This window comes from Flavobacterium proteolyticum, from assembly GCF_015223105.1.
GTDB lineage: Bacteria > Bacteroidota > Bacteroidia > Flavobacteriales > Flavobacteriaceae > Flavobacterium > Flavobacterium proteolyticum.
On the sequence record NZ_JADFTZ010000001.1, the window covers coordinates 745,485 to 765,397 of the forward strand.

The 19,913-nt window shown below is 31.7% G+C and carries 21 protein-coding genes; 10 read left to right on the forward strand and 11 right to left on the reverse strand.

The genetic code is table 11. The features are described from left to right. Positions 1 to 23: 23 nt before the first annotated feature. Positions 24 to 1,127 (reverse strand): DNA-processing protein DprA, encoded by a 1,104-nt coding sequence (gene dprA, locus IM755_RS03315; protein ID WP_194093611.1) that lies wholly within the window; start codon positions 1,125 to 1,127, stop codon positions 24 to 26. Positions 1,128 to 1,378: 251 nt separating this feature from the next. Here dprA and IM755_RS03320 point away from each other — a divergent pair, with 251 nt between their 5' ends. From IM755_RS03320 to IM755_RS03330, 3 genes are all read left to right on the forward strand, one after another. Beyond that, positions 1,379 to 2,320: an HU domain-containing protein gene (locus tag IM755_RS03320; protein ID WP_194093612.1), complete on the forward strand. Its 942-nt coding sequence runs from the start codon at positions 1,379 to 1,381 to the stop codon at positions 2,318 to 2,320. 98 nt (positions 2,321 to 2,418) lie between these two features. Beyond that, complete coding sequence (locus tag IM755_RS03325) at positions 2,419 to 2,931, forward strand: acyl-CoA thioesterase (RefSeq protein WP_153201050.1); 513 nt, start codon at positions 2,419 to 2,421, stop codon at positions 2,929 to 2,931. 49 nt (positions 2,932 to 2,980) lie between these two features. Next, the gene (locus tag IM755_RS03330) at positions 2,981 to 4,033 is read left to right on the forward strand and encodes a ferredoxin--NADP reductase (protein WP_194093613.1); all 1,053 of its coding nucleotides are present in this window, start codon (positions 2,981 to 2,983) and stop codon (positions 4,031 to 4,033) included. A 40-nt stretch (positions 4,034 to 4,073) separates the two neighbouring features. Here IM755_RS03330 and IM755_RS03335 read toward each other — a convergent pair whose 3' ends face one another. Together IM755_RS03335 and IM755_RS03340 are read right to left on the reverse strand one after the other, a co-directional pair. Next, on the reverse strand, positions 4,074 to 5,111 hold the full coding sequence (locus IM755_RS03335; RefSeq protein ID WP_194093614.1) for a glycosyltransferase family 9 protein: 1,038 nt from the start codon (positions 5,109 to 5,111) through the stop codon (positions 4,074 to 4,076). A gap of 10 nt (positions 5,112 to 5,121) precedes the next feature. After that, positions 5,122 to 5,727, reverse strand: coding sequence for a DUF4254 domain-containing protein (locus IM755_RS03340; protein ID WP_194093615.1), 606 nt, complete (start codon positions 5,725 to 5,727; stop codon positions 5,122 to 5,124). A gap of 74 nt (positions 5,728 to 5,801) precedes the next feature. On the opposite strand from IM755_RS03340, the gene upp reads away from it, so the two are divergent. Further along, a complete protein-coding gene (upp, locus tag IM755_RS03345; protein WP_194093616.1) occupies positions 5,802 to 6,455 on the forward strand; it encodes a uracil phosphoribosyltransferase in 654 nt (217 codons plus the stop codon). Here the strand turns inward: upp and IM755_RS03350 are convergent. Then, positions 6,450 to 7,379: a DUF6427 family protein gene (locus tag IM755_RS03350; RefSeq protein ID WP_194093617.1), complete on the reverse strand. Its 930-nt coding sequence runs from the start codon at positions 7,377 to 7,379 to the stop codon at positions 6,450 to 6,452. The genes upp and IM755_RS03350 overlap by 6 nt on opposite strands. Before the next feature lie 46 nt (positions 7,380 to 7,425). Here IM755_RS03350 and IM755_RS03355 point away from each other — a divergent pair, with 46 nt between their 5' ends. Then, positions 7,426 to 7,656, forward strand: coding sequence for a DUF6341 family protein (locus tag IM755_RS03355; protein ID WP_194093618.1), 231 nt, complete (start codon positions 7,426 to 7,428; stop codon positions 7,654 to 7,656). Between the two features lie 20 nt (positions 7,657 to 7,676). Here IM755_RS03355 and purD read toward each other — a convergent pair whose 3' ends face one another. Next, positions 7,677 to 8,948 carry a phosphoribosylamine--glycine ligase gene (purD, locus tag IM755_RS03360; RefSeq protein WP_194093619.1) on the reverse strand — a complete coding sequence of 424 codons (1,272 nt, stop codon included), beginning with the start codon at positions 8,946 to 8,948 and terminating at the stop codon, positions 7,677 to 7,679. A gap of 94 nt (positions 8,949 to 9,042) precedes the next feature. On the opposite strand from purD, the gene IM755_RS03365 reads away from it, so the two are divergent. From IM755_RS03365 to IM755_RS03375, 3 genes are read left to right on the forward strand one after another with little or no spacing between them, the layout of a single operon-like run. Further along, positions 9,043 to 9,324: a type II toxin-antitoxin system RelE/ParE family toxin gene (locus tag IM755_RS03365; protein ID WP_194093620.1), complete on the forward strand. Its 282-nt coding sequence runs from the start codon at positions 9,043 to 9,045 to the stop codon at positions 9,322 to 9,324. 2 nt (positions 9,325 to 9,326) lie between these two features. Further along, complete coding sequence (locus IM755_RS03370) at positions 9,327 to 9,629, forward strand: HigA family addiction module antitoxin (RefSeq protein ID WP_194093621.1); 303 nt, start codon at positions 9,327 to 9,329, stop codon at positions 9,627 to 9,629. Next, complete coding sequence (locus IM755_RS03375) at positions 9,629 to 10,939, forward strand: phenylacetate--CoA ligase family protein (RefSeq protein ID WP_194093622.1); 1,311 nt, start codon at positions 9,629 to 9,631, stop codon at positions 10,937 to 10,939. Before IM755_RS03370 ends, IM755_RS03375 begins: the two co-directional genes overlap by 1 nt. Positions 10,940 to 11,078: 139 nt before the next feature. Here IM755_RS03375 and IM755_RS03380 read toward each other — a convergent pair whose 3' ends face one another. Genes IM755_RS03380 through IM755_RS03400 form a run of 5 tightly spaced genes read right to left on the reverse strand, consistent with a single transcriptional unit; the run spans position 11,079 to position 16,555 of the window. Continuing rightward, positions 11,079 to 11,834, reverse strand: a complete 756-nt coding sequence (locus IM755_RS03380; protein ID WP_194093623.1) for a glycosyltransferase family 2 protein — start codon at positions 11,832 to 11,834, stop codon at positions 11,079 to 11,081. Continuing rightward, the gene (locus IM755_RS03385) at positions 11,834 to 13,186 is read right to left on the reverse strand and encodes an exopolysaccharide biosynthesis polyprenyl glycosylphosphotransferase (protein ID WP_194093624.1); all 1,353 of its coding nucleotides are present in this window, start codon (positions 13,184 to 13,186) and stop codon (positions 11,834 to 11,836) included. The genes IM755_RS03380 and IM755_RS03385 overlap by 1 nt, the downstream gene beginning before the upstream one ends. After that, positions 13,187 to 14,170: a UDP-glucuronic acid decarboxylase family protein gene (locus tag IM755_RS03390; RefSeq protein WP_194093625.1), complete on the reverse strand. Its 984-nt coding sequence runs from the start codon at positions 14,168 to 14,170 to the stop codon at positions 13,187 to 13,189. A gap of 2 nt (positions 14,171 to 14,172) precedes the next feature. Beyond that, positions 14,173 to 15,507, reverse strand: coding sequence for an O-antigen ligase family protein (locus tag IM755_RS03395; RefSeq protein ID WP_194093626.1), 1,335 nt, complete (start codon positions 15,505 to 15,507; stop codon positions 14,173 to 14,175). Next, a complete protein-coding gene (locus tag IM755_RS03400) occupies positions 15,449 to 16,555 on the reverse strand; it encodes a DUF1972 domain-containing protein (protein WP_194093627.1) in 1,107 nt (368 codons plus the stop codon). Before IM755_RS03400 ends, IM755_RS03395 begins: the two co-directional genes overlap by 59 nt. Before the next feature lie 143 nt (positions 16,556 to 16,698). Between IM755_RS03400 and IM755_RS03405 the strand changes: the two genes are divergently transcribed. Both IM755_RS03405 and IM755_RS03410 read left to right on the forward strand, forming a co-directional pair. Then, positions 16,699 to 17,475, forward strand: coding sequence for a 2OG-Fe(II) oxygenase (locus tag IM755_RS03405; protein ID WP_194093628.1), 777 nt, complete (start codon positions 16,699 to 16,701; stop codon positions 17,473 to 17,475). A 5-nt stretch (positions 17,476 to 17,480) separates the two neighbouring features. Next, positions 17,481 to 18,641, forward strand: coding sequence for a glycosyltransferase family 4 protein (locus IM755_RS03410; protein ID WP_194093629.1), 1,161 nt, complete (start codon positions 17,481 to 17,483; stop codon positions 18,639 to 18,641). On the opposite strand, the gene IM755_RS03415 is transcribed toward IM755_RS03410, so the two are convergent. Next, entirely contained in the window at positions 18,630 to 19,583 is a 954-nt protein-coding gene (locus tag IM755_RS03415) for an O-antigen ligase family protein (RefSeq protein WP_194093630.1), read from the reverse strand. The two genes, IM755_RS03410 and IM755_RS03415, sit on opposite strands and share 12 nt — an antisense overlap. Between the last annotated feature and the right edge of the window lie 330 nt (positions 19,584 to 19,913).

A 19,913-nucleotide genomic window follows, 5' to 3' on the forward strand; every position in this document is an offset into this window, starting at 1 on the left:
GACACTAATTTACGAGTTTAAAATTAAACCACCTCAAACATTTTTCCAGGCAAAGGACGAATCACACCTTTTAATTCCATATTTAATAAAATCGAGGAAATGCGATAAATTGGAAAATCGCATTCTAAGGCGATGATGTCCATCATTTCTTTACCTGTTTTTTGAAGGTAATCGTAGATGATTTGCTCTTCATCGGTTAAGGTAACGAACAATTGTTTTTGTACTGCTTTTTGCGATTCGCGTTGTAATTCCCAATTTAAAATATAGACTAAATCTGCTGCCGAAGTGAGCAAATTGGCGCGTTGTGTTTTAATCAAATTGTTGCAGCCTTGACTATATTTATCACTCGTTCTTCCTGGAACTGCGAAAACATCTCGGTTGTAATCGTTAGCCAAATTAGCGGTGACTAATGAACCACCTCTTTCAGCACTTTCAATTACGATGGTAGCTTCGCTAATGCCAGCAACAATACGATTTCTTTTGATGAAATTTTCTTTATCGGGATTGCTGGTGCTCCAAAATTCCGTCAAAAAGCCGCCGTTTTGTTCCATTTTTGCCATGTACTTTTTATGGGTTTTCGGATAAATTTGATTTAATCCATGTGCTAAAACGCCGATAGTTTGTAAACCACAATCCATTGCCATTTGATGGGCATAAATATCCACGCCATAAGCAAAACCGCTAACAATTATTGGATTTAATGGTGAAATTTCTTCAATCAATTTCTTAGTAAATTCCATACCATATGTCGTGATTTGGCGTGTGCCGACGATACTAATGATTCTTTTATTTTCTAAATCGATATTTCCCGCTTTGAATAAAAGTACAGGGCTGTCGTAGCAATTTTTTAATCGTTCAGGATAGTTGTTATCTTGAAAATAAGTGGTAGAAATATTTTCTTGTGCAATGAATTGGAGTTCAGCTTCCGCTTTTGCAAATACGGATTTATCTTGCAAATTTTTAATTATAATCGAACCAATGCCGTCAATTTTTTGAAGTTGGGATTTTTTTGAAGCGAAGACTTCTGTAGCGTTTCCGCAATGTTGGAGGAGTTTTTTTGCGATTACATCTCCTACTCCTTCCACTTGCATGAGCGCAAGCGTGTGGTATAATTCTGACTGTGTCATGGCGTGTATAAAATTTATTTGGCGTATAATTGAAGAACAAAAATAGTTCTTTTTAGCAATAATCCAAAAAAGAAAATGGAAAGCTAACTAGCCCTAATGGGAGCGGCACCATGTAGAGCGGACAGCAGGAACAGGGAAACCAAGAAAGCCCAAGCCATTCGCTTCCAATTATTTACAGTAAAAACCACAATTGTTAATAATTTTTGTTGATAAAATTTTGATATTGCTATTGATTATCTAACTTTGTTGTTATGCTTATAGAAAAACACATATCCGACTTATTATATCGTTATCAGTGCGTTACTGTTCCTGGCTTTGGTGCGTTTTTAACCGAAACTGTGTCCGCTCACGTTACTGGAAGCGCAAGTTCGTTTTTTCCACCTAAAAAAATGGTTTCGTTTAATGCGAATGTAAAAAATAATGATGGTTTATTAGCGAATCATGTGGCATTACAAGAAAAAATGTCCTACGAATTAGCGGTAATCAAAATTGGTGATGTGGTAAACGAATGGACGTATTTGTTGCAAAACCGTAATCGTGTAGTGTTGAAAAACATTGGCGAAATTTCGGTTAACAATGAAATGAATTGGGTTTTTGAACCAGCTAATACTGTTAATTACTTAACGGATTCTTTTGGATTAACACCTTTTGTTTCTCCAGAAATTACTAGAGAAGTTTTAAAACAAGAAGTAGAAGCTTTGGAAGAAAAAGCACCAATTATTTTTACTCCTGAAAGAAAGAAAGATTACTCGTATTTGAAATATGCAGCTGTTTTTGTAACGATGTTGGGCGCTGGTGGTATTGGATATAAAACGTATTACGACCAACAAATTGAGACTAAAACTTTAGCTGTTCAAAAAAACGTTCAAGAGAAAGTACAACAACAAATTCAAGAAGCTACTTTTGTAATTAGTGCTCCGGTTGAAGCCGTTGAATTAAGTGTTGCTGCTCCAGTTGAAGAAAAAACGCCTTATCATTTAGTAGCTGGTGCTTACAGAAGTGAAGAAAATGCTAACAAAGCAATTACTGAACTAAAAGCCGCTGGTTTTGAAAATGCTAAATTGCTTCCGATGAATAAACACAACTTGTATCCAGTAGTTTACGGAAGTTTCAAAAACTTAAACGAGGCTCAAACGGAAAGAAAAAATATTCAAAAATCGCACAATGCGGAAGCTTGGTTGTTAATAGAATAAATTTTTAACACTTTGCGTAATAATTATTGAAATCCCAATTTTGGGATTTTTTTTTGCATTTAATTATCAAATTCCTCTTTATCTTTGCAAAAAAAACAATGCAACCAAAATTTCCTTCAGAATCGGTAACTACTTTAACCGACTTAGTTTTACCAGGTGAAACGAATCCATTGAACAATTTATTTGGTGGTGAATTGCTTGCTCGTATGGACAGAGCAGCGAGTATTACTGCTAGAAGACACTCACGCAGAATTTGTGTAACAGCATCGGTGAACCACGTAGCGTTTAACAGAGCTATTCCGTTAGGAAGTGTGGTAACTGTAGAATCTAAGGTTTCCAGAACATTCAATACTTCTATGGAAATCTTTATTGATGTTTGGATTGAAGACAGAGAATCAGGAATTAAAAATAAAGCGAACGAAGCTATCTATACTTTTGTAGCCGTTGATGAAACCGGAAGACCAATTCCAGTTCCACCAATTGTTCCAGAAACTGATTTAGAAAAAGAACGATTTGCCGCAGCATTAAGAAGAAAACAACTAAGCTTAGTCTTAGCTGGAAAAATGAAACCAAGCGAAGCAACGGAATTAAAAGCGTTGTTTATGGAATAAATTAAGAACCTTCGGGTTCTTTTTTTTATTTTTGTAAAAAATAAATCACATGTCATCATTTTATAAATTAAGCATTAAAGAAATCATCAAAGAAACAGCCGATGCGGTTTCGATTCTTTTTAATGTTCCCGACGAATTAAAATCGTATTACCAATTCGTTGCTGGACAATACGTAAACTTAAAAATCACGCTTGACGGACAAGAGATTAGAAGAGCCTACTCGATATGTTCTTCTCCAAAAAGTGGCGAATTACGAATTGCTGTTAAAGCTATCCAAAATGGTTTCTTCTCCAAGTTTGCCAATGAAAAATTAGCGGTTGGAAATGTAATCGAAGTAGGAACTCCAGAAGGAAAATTCACTTTCGAACCTAAAGCAGAACGTCAGAAAAACTATGCAGCTTTCGTGGCGGGTAGCGGAATCACGCCTGTTTACTCGATTTTAAAATCGGTTTTAGAAGAAGAACCAAACAGTACTTTTGTTTTGGTTTACGGAAATAAATCGGAAAAAGATACCATTTTCCACAACCAATTACACGATTTGCAATTGCAATATGTGGGGCGTTTATTTGTGCAATATGTGTACAGTCAATCAACTGCTGATAATGCTTTGTTTGGTCGAATTGATAAATCAACCGTAAATTTCATCTTGAAAAACAAACATGCCGAAATGGAGTTTTCAAAATTCTATTTATGTGGACCTGAAGAGATGATTAATTTGGTTTCGGATACATTGAAAGAAAATAATATTTCCGATTCAGATATTAAATTCGAATTGTTCTCTACCTCATCAAGCGAAGGAGAAACCGTCGCAAGCGCTGATGGGCACACTAAAATTTCTATTTTAGTTGATGATGAAGAAACAACTTTCGAAATGAGTCAAAAACAAACGTTATTAGAAGCGGCTTTGAAGCAAGGTTTAGATGTTCCATATTCTTGTCAAGGTGGGATTTGCAGCAGTTGTATTTGTAGAATTACAGAAGGTGAAGCAGTCTTGAAAAAGAATCAAATTTTAACAGATGCAGAAATCGCGGAAGGATTAACTTTGGCATGTCAAGCACATCCAACAACACCTACGATTAAGATTGATTTTGATGATGTTTAATCTTTAAGATTCCAATTAAAAATACAAATTCCAATTTTATCTAGGTAAGATTGGAATTTATTTTTTTAATAACTTGAGAAGGCAAAATCGTTCGCATCACATCTGCATAACCTTCCACTTTTTTATTTCCATAAATGGAAGTTGGCAATAACGGATATTGTACTCTGTCTGAAGTCAAACAAAAATCGTCCGGCTGATTGAAAGGTTTAAAACCTGCGTAAGGATGCGTTGCTCCCCAAAGTGTAATTACTTTTACACCCAACATCGCAGCAATATGTGCATTTCCAGAATCCATGGAAAGCATGATATCTAAATTGGAAATTACTTCTAATTCTTGTTTGAATTTTAGTTTTCCAGCCAAAACGATTACATTTTCGTGTTGGTTTTGTAATTGATTCAACAATTGAATTTCTTTTTCGCCTCCACCAAATAAGAAGATTTTATGATTTTTATTTTCTGCTAAACCATCAATTACTTCTTGCATCAAATCGATTGGATAGACTTTACTTTCGTATTGAGCAAACGGCGCAATTCCAATCCAATTTTGATTTTTATTCCCTGTTATTGAAAGAATCACTTTCGATAAAGTCGCTTTTTCAGGAAATTGAGGATTCGACAAATCAATTGAAAATCCAAGTTGCTTGAACGTTTCCACATGTCTTTCAACCATTGGTTTAACTGGAGCAAAGACTTTGTTGGTTAAACTGGTTAAGGCTTTCTTTTCGGCTCTACCTTTATCAGTTGCAGCGACTTTTTTTCCGCTTAAAGCGAATAAGGTTCGAACAACTTTAGAACGAAGTACATTGTGTAAATCGGCAACTACATCAATATTTAATTTTCGTAAATCAGAAAATAATCGAAGTAATCCGATGAAACCTTTATGACGTTCTTTCAAATCCACACCAAAGAAATCTACATTGGGAATTCCGTCAAAAAAAGGTTGAAAAAAAGGTCTGGAAACTACCGTAATTTTTACTTCGGGATATTGCAAAACTAAGGCTCTCAACACAGGAACCGTCATTGCGACATCACCCATGGCTGAGAGCCTTATTACCAATATGTGTTTTGGTTTAGACATCAAATGATGACTATTTTTTATTTTGATACAACACCGGATTTAACTCCTCGTCGTTGTACATTTTCATTTGTTTGTACACTTTCATGTATTTGTCACCCGCTTCAATATCTTCAATTAATTGACTGATTGAAGTAAACATATCGTTCTTTTGATCTAACAATACATTCAATTTTTCTTGACATTTTGCTCTGTGTTCAGCCGTTGCTTCTGCACGCGTTGCTTCTTCGTTCATGTGGTAAATTTTCAAAGCCAAAATCGATAAACGGTCAATTGCCCAAGCTGGACTTTCCGTATTGATTTTTGCATTTGGTTTTACTTGAACGTCTTTGTATTTATCTAAGAAATAACTATCGATGTATTCCACCATATCCGTACGAACTTGGTTGGAAGCATCAATTTTACGTTTTAAATCTAAAGCTGCAACCGGGTCAATATTTGGATCACGAACGATATCTTCATAATGCCATTGCACGGTGTCTACCCAGTTTTTTGCAAATAACAAATATTCAATAGTTCCTTTTTCATAAGGATTTACAACAGGTTGATACACATCGTCAATAATGTGATATGTTTTGATACTTTGTTCAAAAATGGGAAATGCAAATTCAGCAAACATAATTATCTCTTTTAAATTGATACAAAAATAGCGATTTTTTGTACTTTTATCCTGAATTACAAAAAATAAAATCGATGCACATTCATTATATCTCCGAACAAAACAGTATTCTTAATCATTTTTTGGCGCAAATTCGCGATGTGAACATCCAAAATGATAGCATGCGTTTTAGAAAAAACATTGAGCGTATTGGAGAAATAATGGCCTACGAATTAAGCAAAACACTTGATTATAAAAATATCGATGTGCAAACACCATTAGGAATTAAACACACTACAACTATTGCAGAACCTGTAGTTTTATGTTCGATTCTTCGTGCTGGTTTGGCCTTACATCAAGGTTTTATGAGCTTTTTTGATAACGCAGAAAACGGATTTGTTTCGGCATACCGTCATCATTATGACAACGATGATAAATTTGAAATTTTGGTAGAATATCAAGCAGCTCCATCATTTGAAGGGAAAAATCTGATTTTAATTGATCCAATGTTAGCTACTGGACAATCGTTAGTCGCTGTTCTACACAAATTACATTTGGAACAAAAACCAAAAGAAATTCACATTGCGGTTGTTATCGCGACTCCAGAAGGAATCGAATACTTAGAGAAAAACGTTCCTGAAAATTGTCACTTATGGGTAGCCGCCTTAGATGAAAAGCTAGACAAGCATAATTACATCGTTCCTGGTTTAGGCGATGCTGGTGATTTGGCTTACGGAATTAAATTATAATTGCATTACAAAGAAGAAAATTCCCAAAGCTAACAAGGAATAAACTACAATTTCTTTTACCCAATTGTTTTCAATTTTCTCGATAAAATTAGCTCCGATAATTGCTAATGGTCCAAAACAGAATGCTAAACTTCCATTGTTTTTATTTGCCGAAAGCACGTAAATTCCAACACCTAAGATAAAAGAAAACAAAATCGTTTTGTGTGACGATTGCATGTTCAAGGCTTTGTTTGGCACATCAAAAACATGCAAAACAAACGCAAATAAACTTAGTGATGTAAAAACCGCTAAAGCAATTCGTTGGTAAATATTTTCGAAATAATAAAAATCGAAACTGATATAGGTTTTACTTAACAATGAACTCATTAGACTATTATCTAACAAACTATTGGCAAGAAAAAACAAAATAGTTACAGCAAATAAAGCTATGAAAGGAATTATCCAATTTCGATAATCTTTAGAAACATGAAGAATGACAGCTATAAATACCAAAATAATGTAAAAAATACTCCAAAAGTGAAATAATGCTGCCAGGAAAATCCAAAATGAAGCATCAAAAATTTTCTCTTTGGTTTGTAATAATGATTTCAGAGAAATTAATCTTCTCAATGCCAAAAGCAATAAGAAATTGGAAATAATGATATTTTTATTCTGGAAAATGGACGAAAAAAACAGAAGAAAAATAAAAAACAACAATAAGGAGTAATTGTTTCCTTTGGTTAATCCGTTCTTAAGCGTGATGAAATTTAAAATGAATAATGAAGCAAAAAGAAGTAAGTATAAACCAAACTCTTCAGCATAGTAAATCCAATTAGCATTAGGTTGTGCCAGCGCTATTATCTTCACAGAAAAGAAAAATAGCGATAAAATACCTACTACTAAATAATTAAATGGTCTTGTTTTACTAAAAATGCTTGCTAACATTAGAATATTTTATATTTTTGTGGTGTAAATATAATACTTTATCAAAATGAAATCATTTTTTGAAGGAATACAATCACTTTTCGTAGATTTTTTATTCTTACCAATGGATTGGTTGAGAAAACTAGAATTAACTAATTGGTGGACTGCAAATATCTTAAACTGGATTTTTATTATTATCTGCTGTGCAGCTATGACTTATTGGATTAAGCAATTGAACATCTTCAAATCAAACAATGAAGATGAGCAAGATACTACTGCACACTCATTTTTAAAATAATCTTAAGATATTAGCAAGGATTACAAATCCTTACCAATATCGGTTCTAAAATACATCTTATCAAATTGTAGTTTTGCTATACTTTGATAAGATTTTTTTATGGCTTCTTGAAAGTCATTTCCGTACGAAGTTACTGCAATAACGCGACCTCCGTTAGTCACTACTTTTCCGTTTTCTAATTTTGTTCCTGCATGAAATGGAATAGAATCGGTGATGTTTTCCAATCCGAAAATCTCTTTTCCTTTTTCATAATCTTCTGGATAACCACCAGAAACCACCATAATAGTTGTAGCGGCTCTTTTATCAATTTCCAAAGTAATTTTATCTAATTCTTGGTTTGCGATGGCTTCAAAAATTTCAACTAAATCACTTTTTAATCTTGGCATAACCACTTCTGTTTCTGGATCACCCATTCGAACGTTGTATTCGATAACCATTGGTTCTCCCTTCACGTTGATTAATCCGATGAAAACAAATCCTTTGTATTCGATTCCGTCTTTTTGTAAACCTGCAATGGTTGGTTTTACAATTCGAGTTTCGATTTTTTCTAATAAAACAGCATCCGCAAACGGAACTGGAGAAACTGCTCCCATTCCACCTGTGTTTAATCCTGTATCACCTTCCCCAATTCGTTTGTAATCTTTTGCTGTTGGTAATACTTTATATGATTTTCCATCGGTTAAAACGAAACAACTTAATTCAATTCCGTCTAAAAATTCTTCGATAACTACTTTTGAACTTGCTTGGCCAAATTTAGCTCCAACTAACATATTTCTTAATTCGGCTTTCGCTTCTTCTAAATCCGATAAGATTAAAACGCCTTTTCCAGCTGCTAATCCATCTGCTTTTAAAACGTATGGTGCTTCTAAAGTTTCTAAAAATTGACAACCTTGCTCTACGGTTTCTTTGGTAAAACTTTCGTAACGAGCGGTTGGAATATTGTGTTTTACTAAAAATTCTTTGGCAAATTCTTTACTTCCTTCTAATTGCGCTCCCACTTTTGATGGACCAATTACAGGAATATGATTGATTTCAGCATCATTTTTAAAGAAATCATAAATTCCTAACACCAATGGATCTTCTGGACCTACGACAACCATTTCCACTTTTTCTTGTAAAACAAAAGCTTTAACGGCATCAAAATCATTCGGATTTAAAGCTACATTTTTTGCAATGGTTGATGTTCCTGCATTTCCAGGTGCAACAAAAAGAGAAGTGCATTTTGAAGATTGAAGCATTTTCCAAGCCAGTGCGTGCTCACGACCGCCAGAACCAAGTAGTAAAATAGTCATTTTGTGTGTTGTTATGTTGTTTGGCAAAAATACTTCGTTTTAAAGACAAATAATAATTTTTTTTCCTACCTTTGGCGTTAGTAACGCAAAAAGTATGATAATTTCTTTTGGAGATAAAAACACCGAGAAAATTTGGAATGGTATAGCCGTAAAAAAGCCTTCCGTCGAAATTCAAGAAATTGGAAGACGAAAATTGAGAATGTTACACAATTCAATTGATATCAATGACTTAAAAATTCCACCATCGAACCGATTGGAAAAATTAAAAGGAAACTTAAAAGATTTTTACAGCATCCGGATTAATAATCAATGGCGCATTATTTTTAAGTGGGAAAATAACAATGCATTTGAAGTTGAAATTCTAGATTATCACTAATTATGAGTAGATTAAAAAACATACATCCAGGTGAAATTTTATTGGAAGAATTCATGATTCCATTAGAAATAACAGCTTATAAATTAGCTAAAGATATTGATGTGCCTCAAACTAGAATATCGGAAATTATCAAAGAAAAAAGAAGAATTACGGCTGATACTGCAATTAGACTGAGTAATTATTTTGGAAATTCAGCCAAATTTTGGTTGGGATTACAAGACGATTATGATATTGAATTTGAAAAAACCCAAAAAGAAATCGAATTCAAAAACATCATTCCTTTTGATGATAAAAAAGTAGCCTAATGTTCAACTTGTTTCATCTTTCTTTAAAATTAAGCGGTTTTCCGATTGTGAAAGCTCAGGCTGATTTTGAGAAAATTCTACAAATTTCGGAAGCAGATTATCCCGATTATCTCGAAACTAAAAAGCGAGAAATTGTGGAATTTCATTTGAAAAATAACACTTTTTATCAAAATTTAGTTGGAAAAGAAAGCTTTGAAAGTTGGACAGATTTACCCGTTCTAACCAAAAAAGATTTGCAAAAACCATTAAAAGACCGACTTTCCAAAGGCTATTCTGAGAAAACTGTTTTTGTGAATAAAACTTCGGGTTCGAGTGGTGATCCATTTGTTTTCGCGAAAGACAAAGAGGCTCATGCGATTACTTGGGCTTCGATTATTTATCGTTTTGGTTGGTATGGTGTTGATTTTAATTCGTCATATCAAGCAAGATTTTATGGGATTCCGTTGGATTTTATTGGATATCGAAAAGAACGTTTGAAAGACTTTTTAAGCAAAAGATATCGTTTCCCAATTTTTGATTTATCTGATAAAGTTTTAGAGGGTGTTTTGAAACATTTTAAAACTAAAAAGTTTGATTATATCAATGGTTACACGAGTTCGATTGTGCTTTTTGGAAAATATTTACAAGCGCGAAATATCATTTTAACCGATGTTTGTACAACTTTGAAAGTTTGCATGGTGACATCGGAAATGTTGTTTGAAGAAGATAAAATTTTGCTAGAAAAACACTTGGGAATTCCTGTTGTGAATGAATATGGCGCTTCAGAATTAGATTTAATTGCTTTTCAAAATCCGAAAGACGAATGGCAAGTAAATTCGGAAACTTTATTTGTAGAAATTTTAGATGAAAATAATCAACCCGTTCCGTATGGAAAAGAAGGGAAAGTGGTGATTACTTCGTTATACAACAAAGCGCATCCGTTTATTCGTTATGAAATTGGTGATGTGGGAATTTTGGATGAAAAAAGCACATTGAAAAAACCAATCCTTAAAAAATTAATTGGAAGAACCAGCGATGTAGCACTTTTACCAAGCGGGAAAAAATCGCCTGGATTAACGTTTTACTACGTAACCAAAAGCATCATCGAAGACGATGGAAACGTAAAAGAGTTCATCGTTCGCCAAACAAAATTGGATAGTTTTGAAATTGATTATGTGAGTTCAGTAGAATTGACTTCATATCAGATTCAAGAAATTGAAAAAGCAATTGCGAAATATTTAGAGCCGGGATTGCATTTTACTTACAATCGAAAAGATGTTTTGGAACGCACAAAAAGAGGAAAATTGAAGCAATTTCAGTCGGTGATATAATTTTTAAACACGAATTTCACAAATTACACAAATTACACAAATTACTCTTAACATTAAATCTTTCAAAGCGAAGCTACTTCAATTAACTTTATTAAATTTTGTGAACTTTGCGAAAGACTTTAAAACTTTGCGTTAAAATCTAATTTCTATACTTCATAAAACCGCGATACATCCAATGCAACATATAATAAGCCGATTGAAAAATATTCAGCTTTTCAACTTCTCTGTAAAATTGCCATTGGTATTTAATTAAATCTGATTTTTTTCTTGAAAGTGAATTTTCTCTGATTCGGTAAATCGCTTGCGTTTCTTGGATTCCGTGAGCGAATGGAATTACTTTTAAATAGTTTAACCACAATCCCATATCTTGACGTTTTCGGATAAGTGGCATGTACTTTTTACCTAATTTTTTAATATCCAAAAATGCTGTCAAACAACTTATTGAATTGGACTTTAAAATATCGGTATACGAAACTTTATGTGGTACAATAAAATCAGAATACACAAATTCTAATTGTTCATTGGCCCTTCTGTAAGATGAAAACACAAATGGAATTCCAGTTTCTTGAATCGTTTTGATATTGTTTTCGATGAAGGTTGGGAACCAAATATCATCTGCATCAATAAAAGTCATATAATCACCAGAAGCTTTTTCAATTCCTGTATTTCTAGCTACTGCTGGACCAGAATTTTGGCTTAACTTATGAAATTGGATGCGATTATCATTTTGGAGTATCGATAAAACGACATTTTCTGTATCATCCGAAGAACCATCATCTACGATAATCATTTCCCAATTTGGATAGGTTTGATTTTGCACTGATTGAATGGTTTCAGCAATAAATTTTGCAGAATTATAGGAAGGTGTAATTATAGAAACTAAAGCATCATTCATTAGTAAGCTTTTTTCTCTCCTTTAATGGCGTTTACTACTGTTGCAAAAATAATTTTAATATCTAACAAAATAGACCAATTTTCCAGATAGAAAATATCATATTTTACTCTGTTAATGATGTCTTTTTCTGTTTCTACCTCTCCTCTAAATCCATTAGTTTGGGCTAAACCTGTAATTCCCGGTTTAATAAAGTGTCTTACCATAAATTTATCAACCGTTTTGGCATACATTTCAGTATGGCTTACCATGTGAGGTCTTGGTCCAACAACCGACATGTCTCCTAATAATACATTAAAAAATTGTGGTAATTCATCAATACTTGTTTTTCTGATGAATTTTCCAATTTTAGTAATTCTTGGGTCGTTTTTTTGAACTTGTTCAACATCTGCGATAGGGTTCAAATGCATCGAACGAAATTTATAACAATAAAATTCTTCGTAGTTTAATCCGTTTCGTTTTTGTTTAAAAAATATTGGTCCTTTTGATTCAAATAAAATCAACAAGGCTATCAAAGGTGTCAACCATGATAGTATTCCAATAATAATTAACAAAGAAAAAACAACATCAAATACTCTTTTTAATCGTTTATTTACTTCTTTGTCTAATGGTATTGTTCTTAACGAGATAATAGGGATATAATCGTAATATTCAACCGCTAAATTTCTTAAAAAAGTATTTTTACTATCTGGTAAAAATTTAATCGTTTTTAAATTATTATCTGCAAAATGAATTAAATTATCAATTTCCCTATTTGTAAGAGTATTAATAGAGGCGTATATTTCATCTATTTTATGAGCAATTACATAGTCATTACTCTCTAAAAGTTCGGTTTTCTTATTTCCTTTTAAATCAAAAATATGGACAAGATTGTATCCGTAATCTGGATTATTGGTAAAAAAATCCTTTAGTTCATCAACACTCTTTCCATGTCCAACAATGATTACGTTCCTATGATTTCCACCATATAAAAGGCGATACTTTTTGAGTAAAATAAAAATTGAAAATTTCAATAACCCAACTAAAAGAAACGACCAAAGGATATATCTTCCAACTTCTTCTGTTGTTACATATTTATATTTGTATCCAACATAAGCAAAAGTAATTAAGCTTATAAAGAAAAACTGCTTTAATAATTTCCCAAAAATCTCAATTCCTTTAGTAAAACGATAAACTTCATAATATCCGGAATAATAAGATATTATTAACCAAAAAACGGTTAGAATTGAGTGATAACCAAAATTACTCATAGCCGAGCGCATACACAATAACACTAATAGATTTACAATAACTAAATCTAAAAATATTATTATGGGCCTAATATAGACTGAGTATCTTCCGGTTTTATTTTTCAATTAGTGAATGAATTTTGTAAAATCTTTGTGTTCTTCCTTTAATAATTCTTCTGTTGACAAGGTCTTAAAATAATCATACGTAATTTTCATACCTTCGGATCTTGAAACTTTAGCTTCCCACCCTAAAATTTCTTTTGCCTTAGTGGTATCGGGTTGTCTTTGCATTGGGTCATTTACAGGTAACGGATGATAGACTACTTTTTGATTTGTACCTGTAAGCTTGATAATTTCTTCAGCAAAATCTTTAATTGTAATTTCATCTGGATTACCAATATTTACAGGCAAATGATAATCAGAATGCAACAATCTAAAAATACCTTCTACTTGGTCATCCACATAACAAAACGAACGCGTTTGACTTCCATCACCAAAAATAGTTAAATCTTCACCACGCAATGCTTGTCCAATAAATGCAGGAATTACACGGCCATCATTTAATCGCATTCTAGGACCATATGTATTAAAAATTCTAACGATTCTAGTTTCTACACCATGAAAAGTATGATAAGCCATAGTTATCGATTCTTGAAAACGTTTGGCTTCGTCATAAACTCCTCTTGGTCCAATAGTATTTACATTTCCGTAGTATTCTTCTGTTTGTGGATGAATCAATGGATCGCCGTAAACTTCAGAAGTTGATGCGATAAGAATTCTTGCCTTTTTTACACGAGCTAAACCTAATAAATTATGCGTCCCTAATGAACCAACTTTCAAGGTTTGAATAGGAATTTTTAAATAATCAATTGGACTAGCTGGAGAAGCAAAGTGTAAAATATAATCTAATTTACCAGGTACATGAACAAATTTGGTAATATCATGATGGTAAAATTCAAAGTTTTGAAGTTTAAAAAGATGTTCAATATTTTTTAAATCTCCAGTTATAAGGTTATCCATTCCAATCACAAAATATCCTTCCGCTATAAAACGATCACACAAATGGGAGCCTAAAAAACCTGCGGCGCCTGTTATTAATATTCTTTTCATTTTTACTTTTTTTCTAATTTCGAAGTGCTTTCTGCGTTAAATAAGCAATATAAAACCATAAAAAACAAAACACCTCTTTGTCTCCACAAGAAAGATTCTGTCAAAAATAAGCTTATCATTAAAACTGCAAAAGCAATATGCATAAAATCTTTAGTACCAAAGGCTTTTTTTGTGTTTATGTACAAAATAATCAGTAATAGTAAGAATCCAACTACACCTAACTCGGCAAAATTTTGTACGTATTGATTGTGAAAATTAAAAGTCCCATAACCTGGATACAAATTATATTGTTTTTCCTTTTCTAATAATTTATTTAAGGAAGCATTAAGGCCAAATCCTTTCCAAAAAATAACATCTTCCTCTAAAAATTCTGTAAACATTCTAAATTGATAAACTCGAAAAGCAGTTCCAGGAAAATAATCAGATGGATGAAATTGTTCTTTGGTCCAAGCATCAGCAATACTAATGTTGTTGATTCCTTCGCTTTTATTTAATGCTACATTGTGTGAAATACTTTTGTCAGAATTAGTTCTAAATTCCACCAAAAAGCGTTCTTTAATTTTACTGAAGGAAACTATAAATCCTAACAAAATTAATATAATGGTAAGATTTCGCAATCTAAGACGATTAGCAATTTTTGAATAGAAAAAAACCTGAATTAGAATTAATAAAACTAAAACTAAAATGATATTTTTAGAAGATAAAAGAATTACAAAAACAAACAATAAGATACTTGCAGCTTGTTCCCACTTTGTTTTGTGTTCTTTAATAAAAAAATAAAAGAATGCAATTGAAACATATACCGAAACGTGAATAGCATTTAATAATCTAGGTACTAATCCTGTATCCGTTTCATTATCTGGTCCGTGGTAAAAGAAAACGCTAGTATCCTTAGTTATTAAAAACCGAATTAAAGCTCGAATTAAAAAAAACACAACGTAAATCAACATTGTGTAACTGTAATATTTTAAAATCCTATCTTTTTGCTCTTTCGTAAAAGTAGGAATTAACATAAAGGCAATAGGAAGTAATAATAAAGCAATTTCTTTTGGTATTGCACTAAGAGTTCGTTTTAAGTCGATAGACCAAAAATAAGAAACACACATCCAAACAAACAAGAGAATTGGAATCAAAAAAGTAACCGACAAAACGAACTTGTTTTTTCTTATGTATAGAAGCGACGATAAAAAAAAGACTCCTAATAAAATATTATTAACTGCCATTGAAATTGGCAGAGTAATTAACAATAATAAAAAAGGAATAAACGCTTTGTTTTGTTTATTTTCTTCTAAAAGTTCCTTCCAAACATTGCTTAAAAAGCTGTAAATATTGTTCATTTATTTTCTCCCAATTAAAAGCTGAAGCTATTGCATCATAGTTATTCTCTACAAACTGCAAGTTATTACTTTTTTTGATTTCATTTAAGATTTTTTTAACCTCTTCGGCAGATGTAAAATAAAAGGCATTTTCTTTTAATACGCCTTTGTTGAAATCGTTATTGTGAGCTGCAATTAGAGCCTTTGATGCCATGGCTTCTAACAAAGAAGGATTGGTTCCTCCAACAGTATGTCCATGAAAGTAAAGGTTGGAATAATATCGTAAATTATTTAAGTGGTCTAAATTATAAACCGCTCCTAAAAATCGGATATGAGAAAAAGCTTCGAACTTATTTTTTAAATAAGTTCCATATTTAGTGTTGTGATTTCCAATTACTAAAATTGGTGTTTTATCTTCCGCCATGGCAACTCCTTCAAGCACCATATCTAAATTATTTTCAGGCTCAAAACGGGCCATAATCATGTTGAAATTTTCTTTTTCGACTTGATATTCTTTTAAAATTTCTGGATTAGGATCATTGAAATTATGTGCGCCATAGGCAATGTAAGTGCTTTCTTTTTGATACTTTTCTTTGATATATTTTTGAATTCCAATAGAGTCTGCAATTAAATAATCGCTCTTTTTTACCGCTAAACGTTCTGCTATTTGAAGTGCTTTTTGTACTTTTTTTGAATATTTAGTGCGTTTCCATTCTAAGCCATCCATATTGGTAATCACAATGGCGTTTTTGGGATGTAATGAAAACCAAACAGAGCTACTTGTATAGCCTAATTGAAGAATAATATCAAAATCTCTTTTTCTGGCGTCTCTAATGCAATTTAAGTCATAAATAAACTGACCAACAGTTCCTATTTTATTTTCAGGATCATAGCAATGCACAATATGTACACCTCTGAATTGCTTTTCTTGATAAGGATGACTATGGGAATTATAAACATATACCTCATGTCCTTGACTTGCGGCATAAGTGGCGAAAAATTCTGCAAACTGCTCAAAACCCCCATAATGATTAGGGATTCCTCGCGTTCCTAAAACTCCAATTTTCATTTAGATTTTTTTAACAAAAGCAAAAATAGGGGTTCTCATTTGTTTATTACTCATTTTAGACCATTTTTTTGAGGTTTATGACAAATGTCATCTAATTTATCTAATTTTATTTTCTATTTTTGCTACAATACAAGAATATTATTATGATAAATTTCGAGTTTTTAGAAAGCAATCAAGAGGCACTTAGAACAAAATATTTAACCGCTCAACCATTTCCGCATTTAATAATTGACGGATTTTGCGATGAAGAAAAATTAAATAGAGCTTATGCTTCAATTCCAGAATTAGAAAACAAGAGTAGAGATTATGCTTTTGCTAATAACAAATTCGAAAAATCAAATTACAAAGTTTTATCTCCTGAGTTAGAAGAACTTTATAATGACTTGTCTTCAGAGCGTTTTAATAAAATTTTATCATTTATTACAGCTAAAAAAGTGTTTGTTGATCCAAAGAATCATGGAGGTGGTTTACATCAAGGTAAAAAGAATAGTTTTTTAGATATGCATCTTGATTTTAACTATCATCCTATCAATAAAAATTGGTACCGAGAGTTAAACTTATTGCTTTATTTAAACAAGAATTGGAAACCTGAATACAAAGGAGGTCTTAAAATTAGAGATTTAAGAACAGATGAAGAAGCAGAATTAAATGTGCCTTTTAACAGATTAATCATTCAACAATGTGCTCCATATACACTTCATGGATATGATATGACCAATTTCCCTGAAGGAAATTATAGAACATCTATTGCTACATATGCATATCAAATTCATAATAGACATTTAGAAACTCCTCGTACCACCGATTGGTTTCCAAAAGAAGATGCTTCTTTCTTTAAAAAACAATTAGCAAAAAACTACAATTTTTTAGTACAAACTAAAAATAAATTGTTTGGTAGTGGAACTGCTAAAAATCAGTAATTAAAATGAAAAATGTTTTAATTGTCAATCAGTCGGCCGAATTATACGGTGCTGATAAAGCAATTTTGGAACTTATAAATAATTTCCCAGAAAATTATGCTCCTATTGTAGTATTACATGAGGAAGGTCCATTAAAACAATTACTTGAAAAAAAAGGGATACAAGTAATCTATTCATCAGTAATAAAAGTAAAAAGAGGAATTTTAAAACCCTCTTTTTTTATCAAATTACCTTTTGAAATTATAAAATCTTTTTTTTCAATAAAAAGACAGCTGAAAGGAAAAAAAATACATCTAATTCATTCCAATGCAACATCAGTTTTTATTGGTGCTTTTTATTCCTTTTTTTTTAGAATTCCACATCTTTGGCATGTACACGAAATAATTGAGAAACCTAAAAGAATTGCCTTAATTTATCCAAAAATTATTCATTTTTTTTCAGATAAAGTAATTTTTAACTCTATTGCCACTTCAAATCATTTTACTTCAATTTATCCGAAAATTAAGAGTAAATCGAACATTATTTATAATGGTCAGGAGAGAAATATTAACAAAATTGATGAAGTGGAAATTGCCAAAATTAAAAGTTCAATTTCCTCGGAAATTAAAAATAAAGTATTAATTGGATTAATCGGTAGAATCAGCCAAATTAAAGGTCAAGATTTAATGTTAGATGCATTTGTAATTTTACAAAAAAAACACTCTGATATCCACCTAGTATTTATCGGTTCTGCTGTAAAAGGAAAAGAAGAATATCTAGATAGAATATTGAAGAAAATTGAAGAAAATTCTTTGCAAAGTAAAGTTTCATTTGTTGATTTTCAGGAAAATATTTGGCCTTATTACGATATCATAGATATAACTGTTGTGCCTTCCACCGAAAAAGAATCATTTGGACTAGTCGCAACTGAAGCAATGCTTTCAAAAAAACCAGTAATTGCAGCTAATCATGGTGGTTTAGTAGAGATTGTAAAAGACCATGAAACAGGGTTATTATTTGAAGCAAATAATGCTAAAGATTTAGTAGAAAAAATTTCTCTCCTGTTAGAAAACCCAGAATTAATTAAAATTTATGGAGAAAATGGGTTTAAAAGGGTAAACGAGAACTTCTCTACAAAAAAATACGTAAAAAGTTTTTCGGATGAATATGAAAAATTAACTCGATAACTGATTTAACTTTATAATATCTTTTTCTACTTTTTCAACAGCTAATAAACCTCCTAGAATAAAAACTACTGCATCTATGGGAATATAAATTCCAGTAATAATTAACGAACTGAAAAAATAAAAAACACTAATACTAACAATAATTCTATCAACAAAATAAGCTTCTTCAGAAGTTTTTTTAGTATAAATTTTCAAGTATAAATTAATTAAAAAAACAAAATATAGTATCAAGCCTATAAAACCTGTTTTATACAAAACAAAAACATAGCCATTATGTATTCTTGAAATGAATTTCATGTCTTTCTCTCCAACAGGTGCTTTGAATTTTAAATTCACCAAAGAGCCATATCCCGCTCCTAACAAATAACTTTTAGGGTTTTCATTCATTAAGGCTATTGCTCTTTTTGCTTCATACCCGCGCCAGTGATCCCATAACTCTTTATGATTTTCCCTATCTATTTTGGTTTCGAAAATTTCTTCTGGAGCTATCTTTATTTTATATAAAAACGCTTCCACTCCTTTGGCATTTCGGTCAATTTTAACTGAAAATAAATAAGCATATAATAACCCAATCAGTAAAAATGCAAATCCTATGAATTTTAAGGTTCCTGTTGTAATTTTAGCATACCCGAGCATTGAAAAACCTACTAAAAAGAAGGCTACCAACATCGTTCTAGAAAAATAAAGATAAATCGATAAAAGAAAAACTACAACCAATACATAATACCATCTTCTATCTTCTACAATTGGTTTTCCTAAAAAGCGTTTGGAAAACAAAAGAATATATAAAGCAAAAATTTCAATAAAATTATCTAAACCAAAATCACCTCTTAATTCATGAATCGAATTGGATCTGAAATCTCCTAGTATAAATATTCCAAATAAATGTAAAAATGCCGTAAAAGCAGCAATAAACACAATTGCTTTTAAGAATAGAAACATATCATTTTGCTTCTTTATTAAGACATAGCTTAAAACCAAAACAATGATAGGTTTTAAAAAATAAGTAATATCTTTAATGGTGGCAGACAGCGGATAAAAATCTAGTAAATATCCTAGAAACCCAACAAGAAAAATGGATAATAAAGGAAGAATTGTTTTAAAAAAACGCAGAGAAATACTGGACTTACTGATAAAAACAACAATAGCTAAACTAACAAACTGAATAGCAAAATTTAACTTGTAAGAAGGCAAATAAAGTTCGCACAATAAAACAAGTGTAAATAACGTTATTGGGATGTGTTTTTTTGCAATCAAATTCTAGTATTTAGC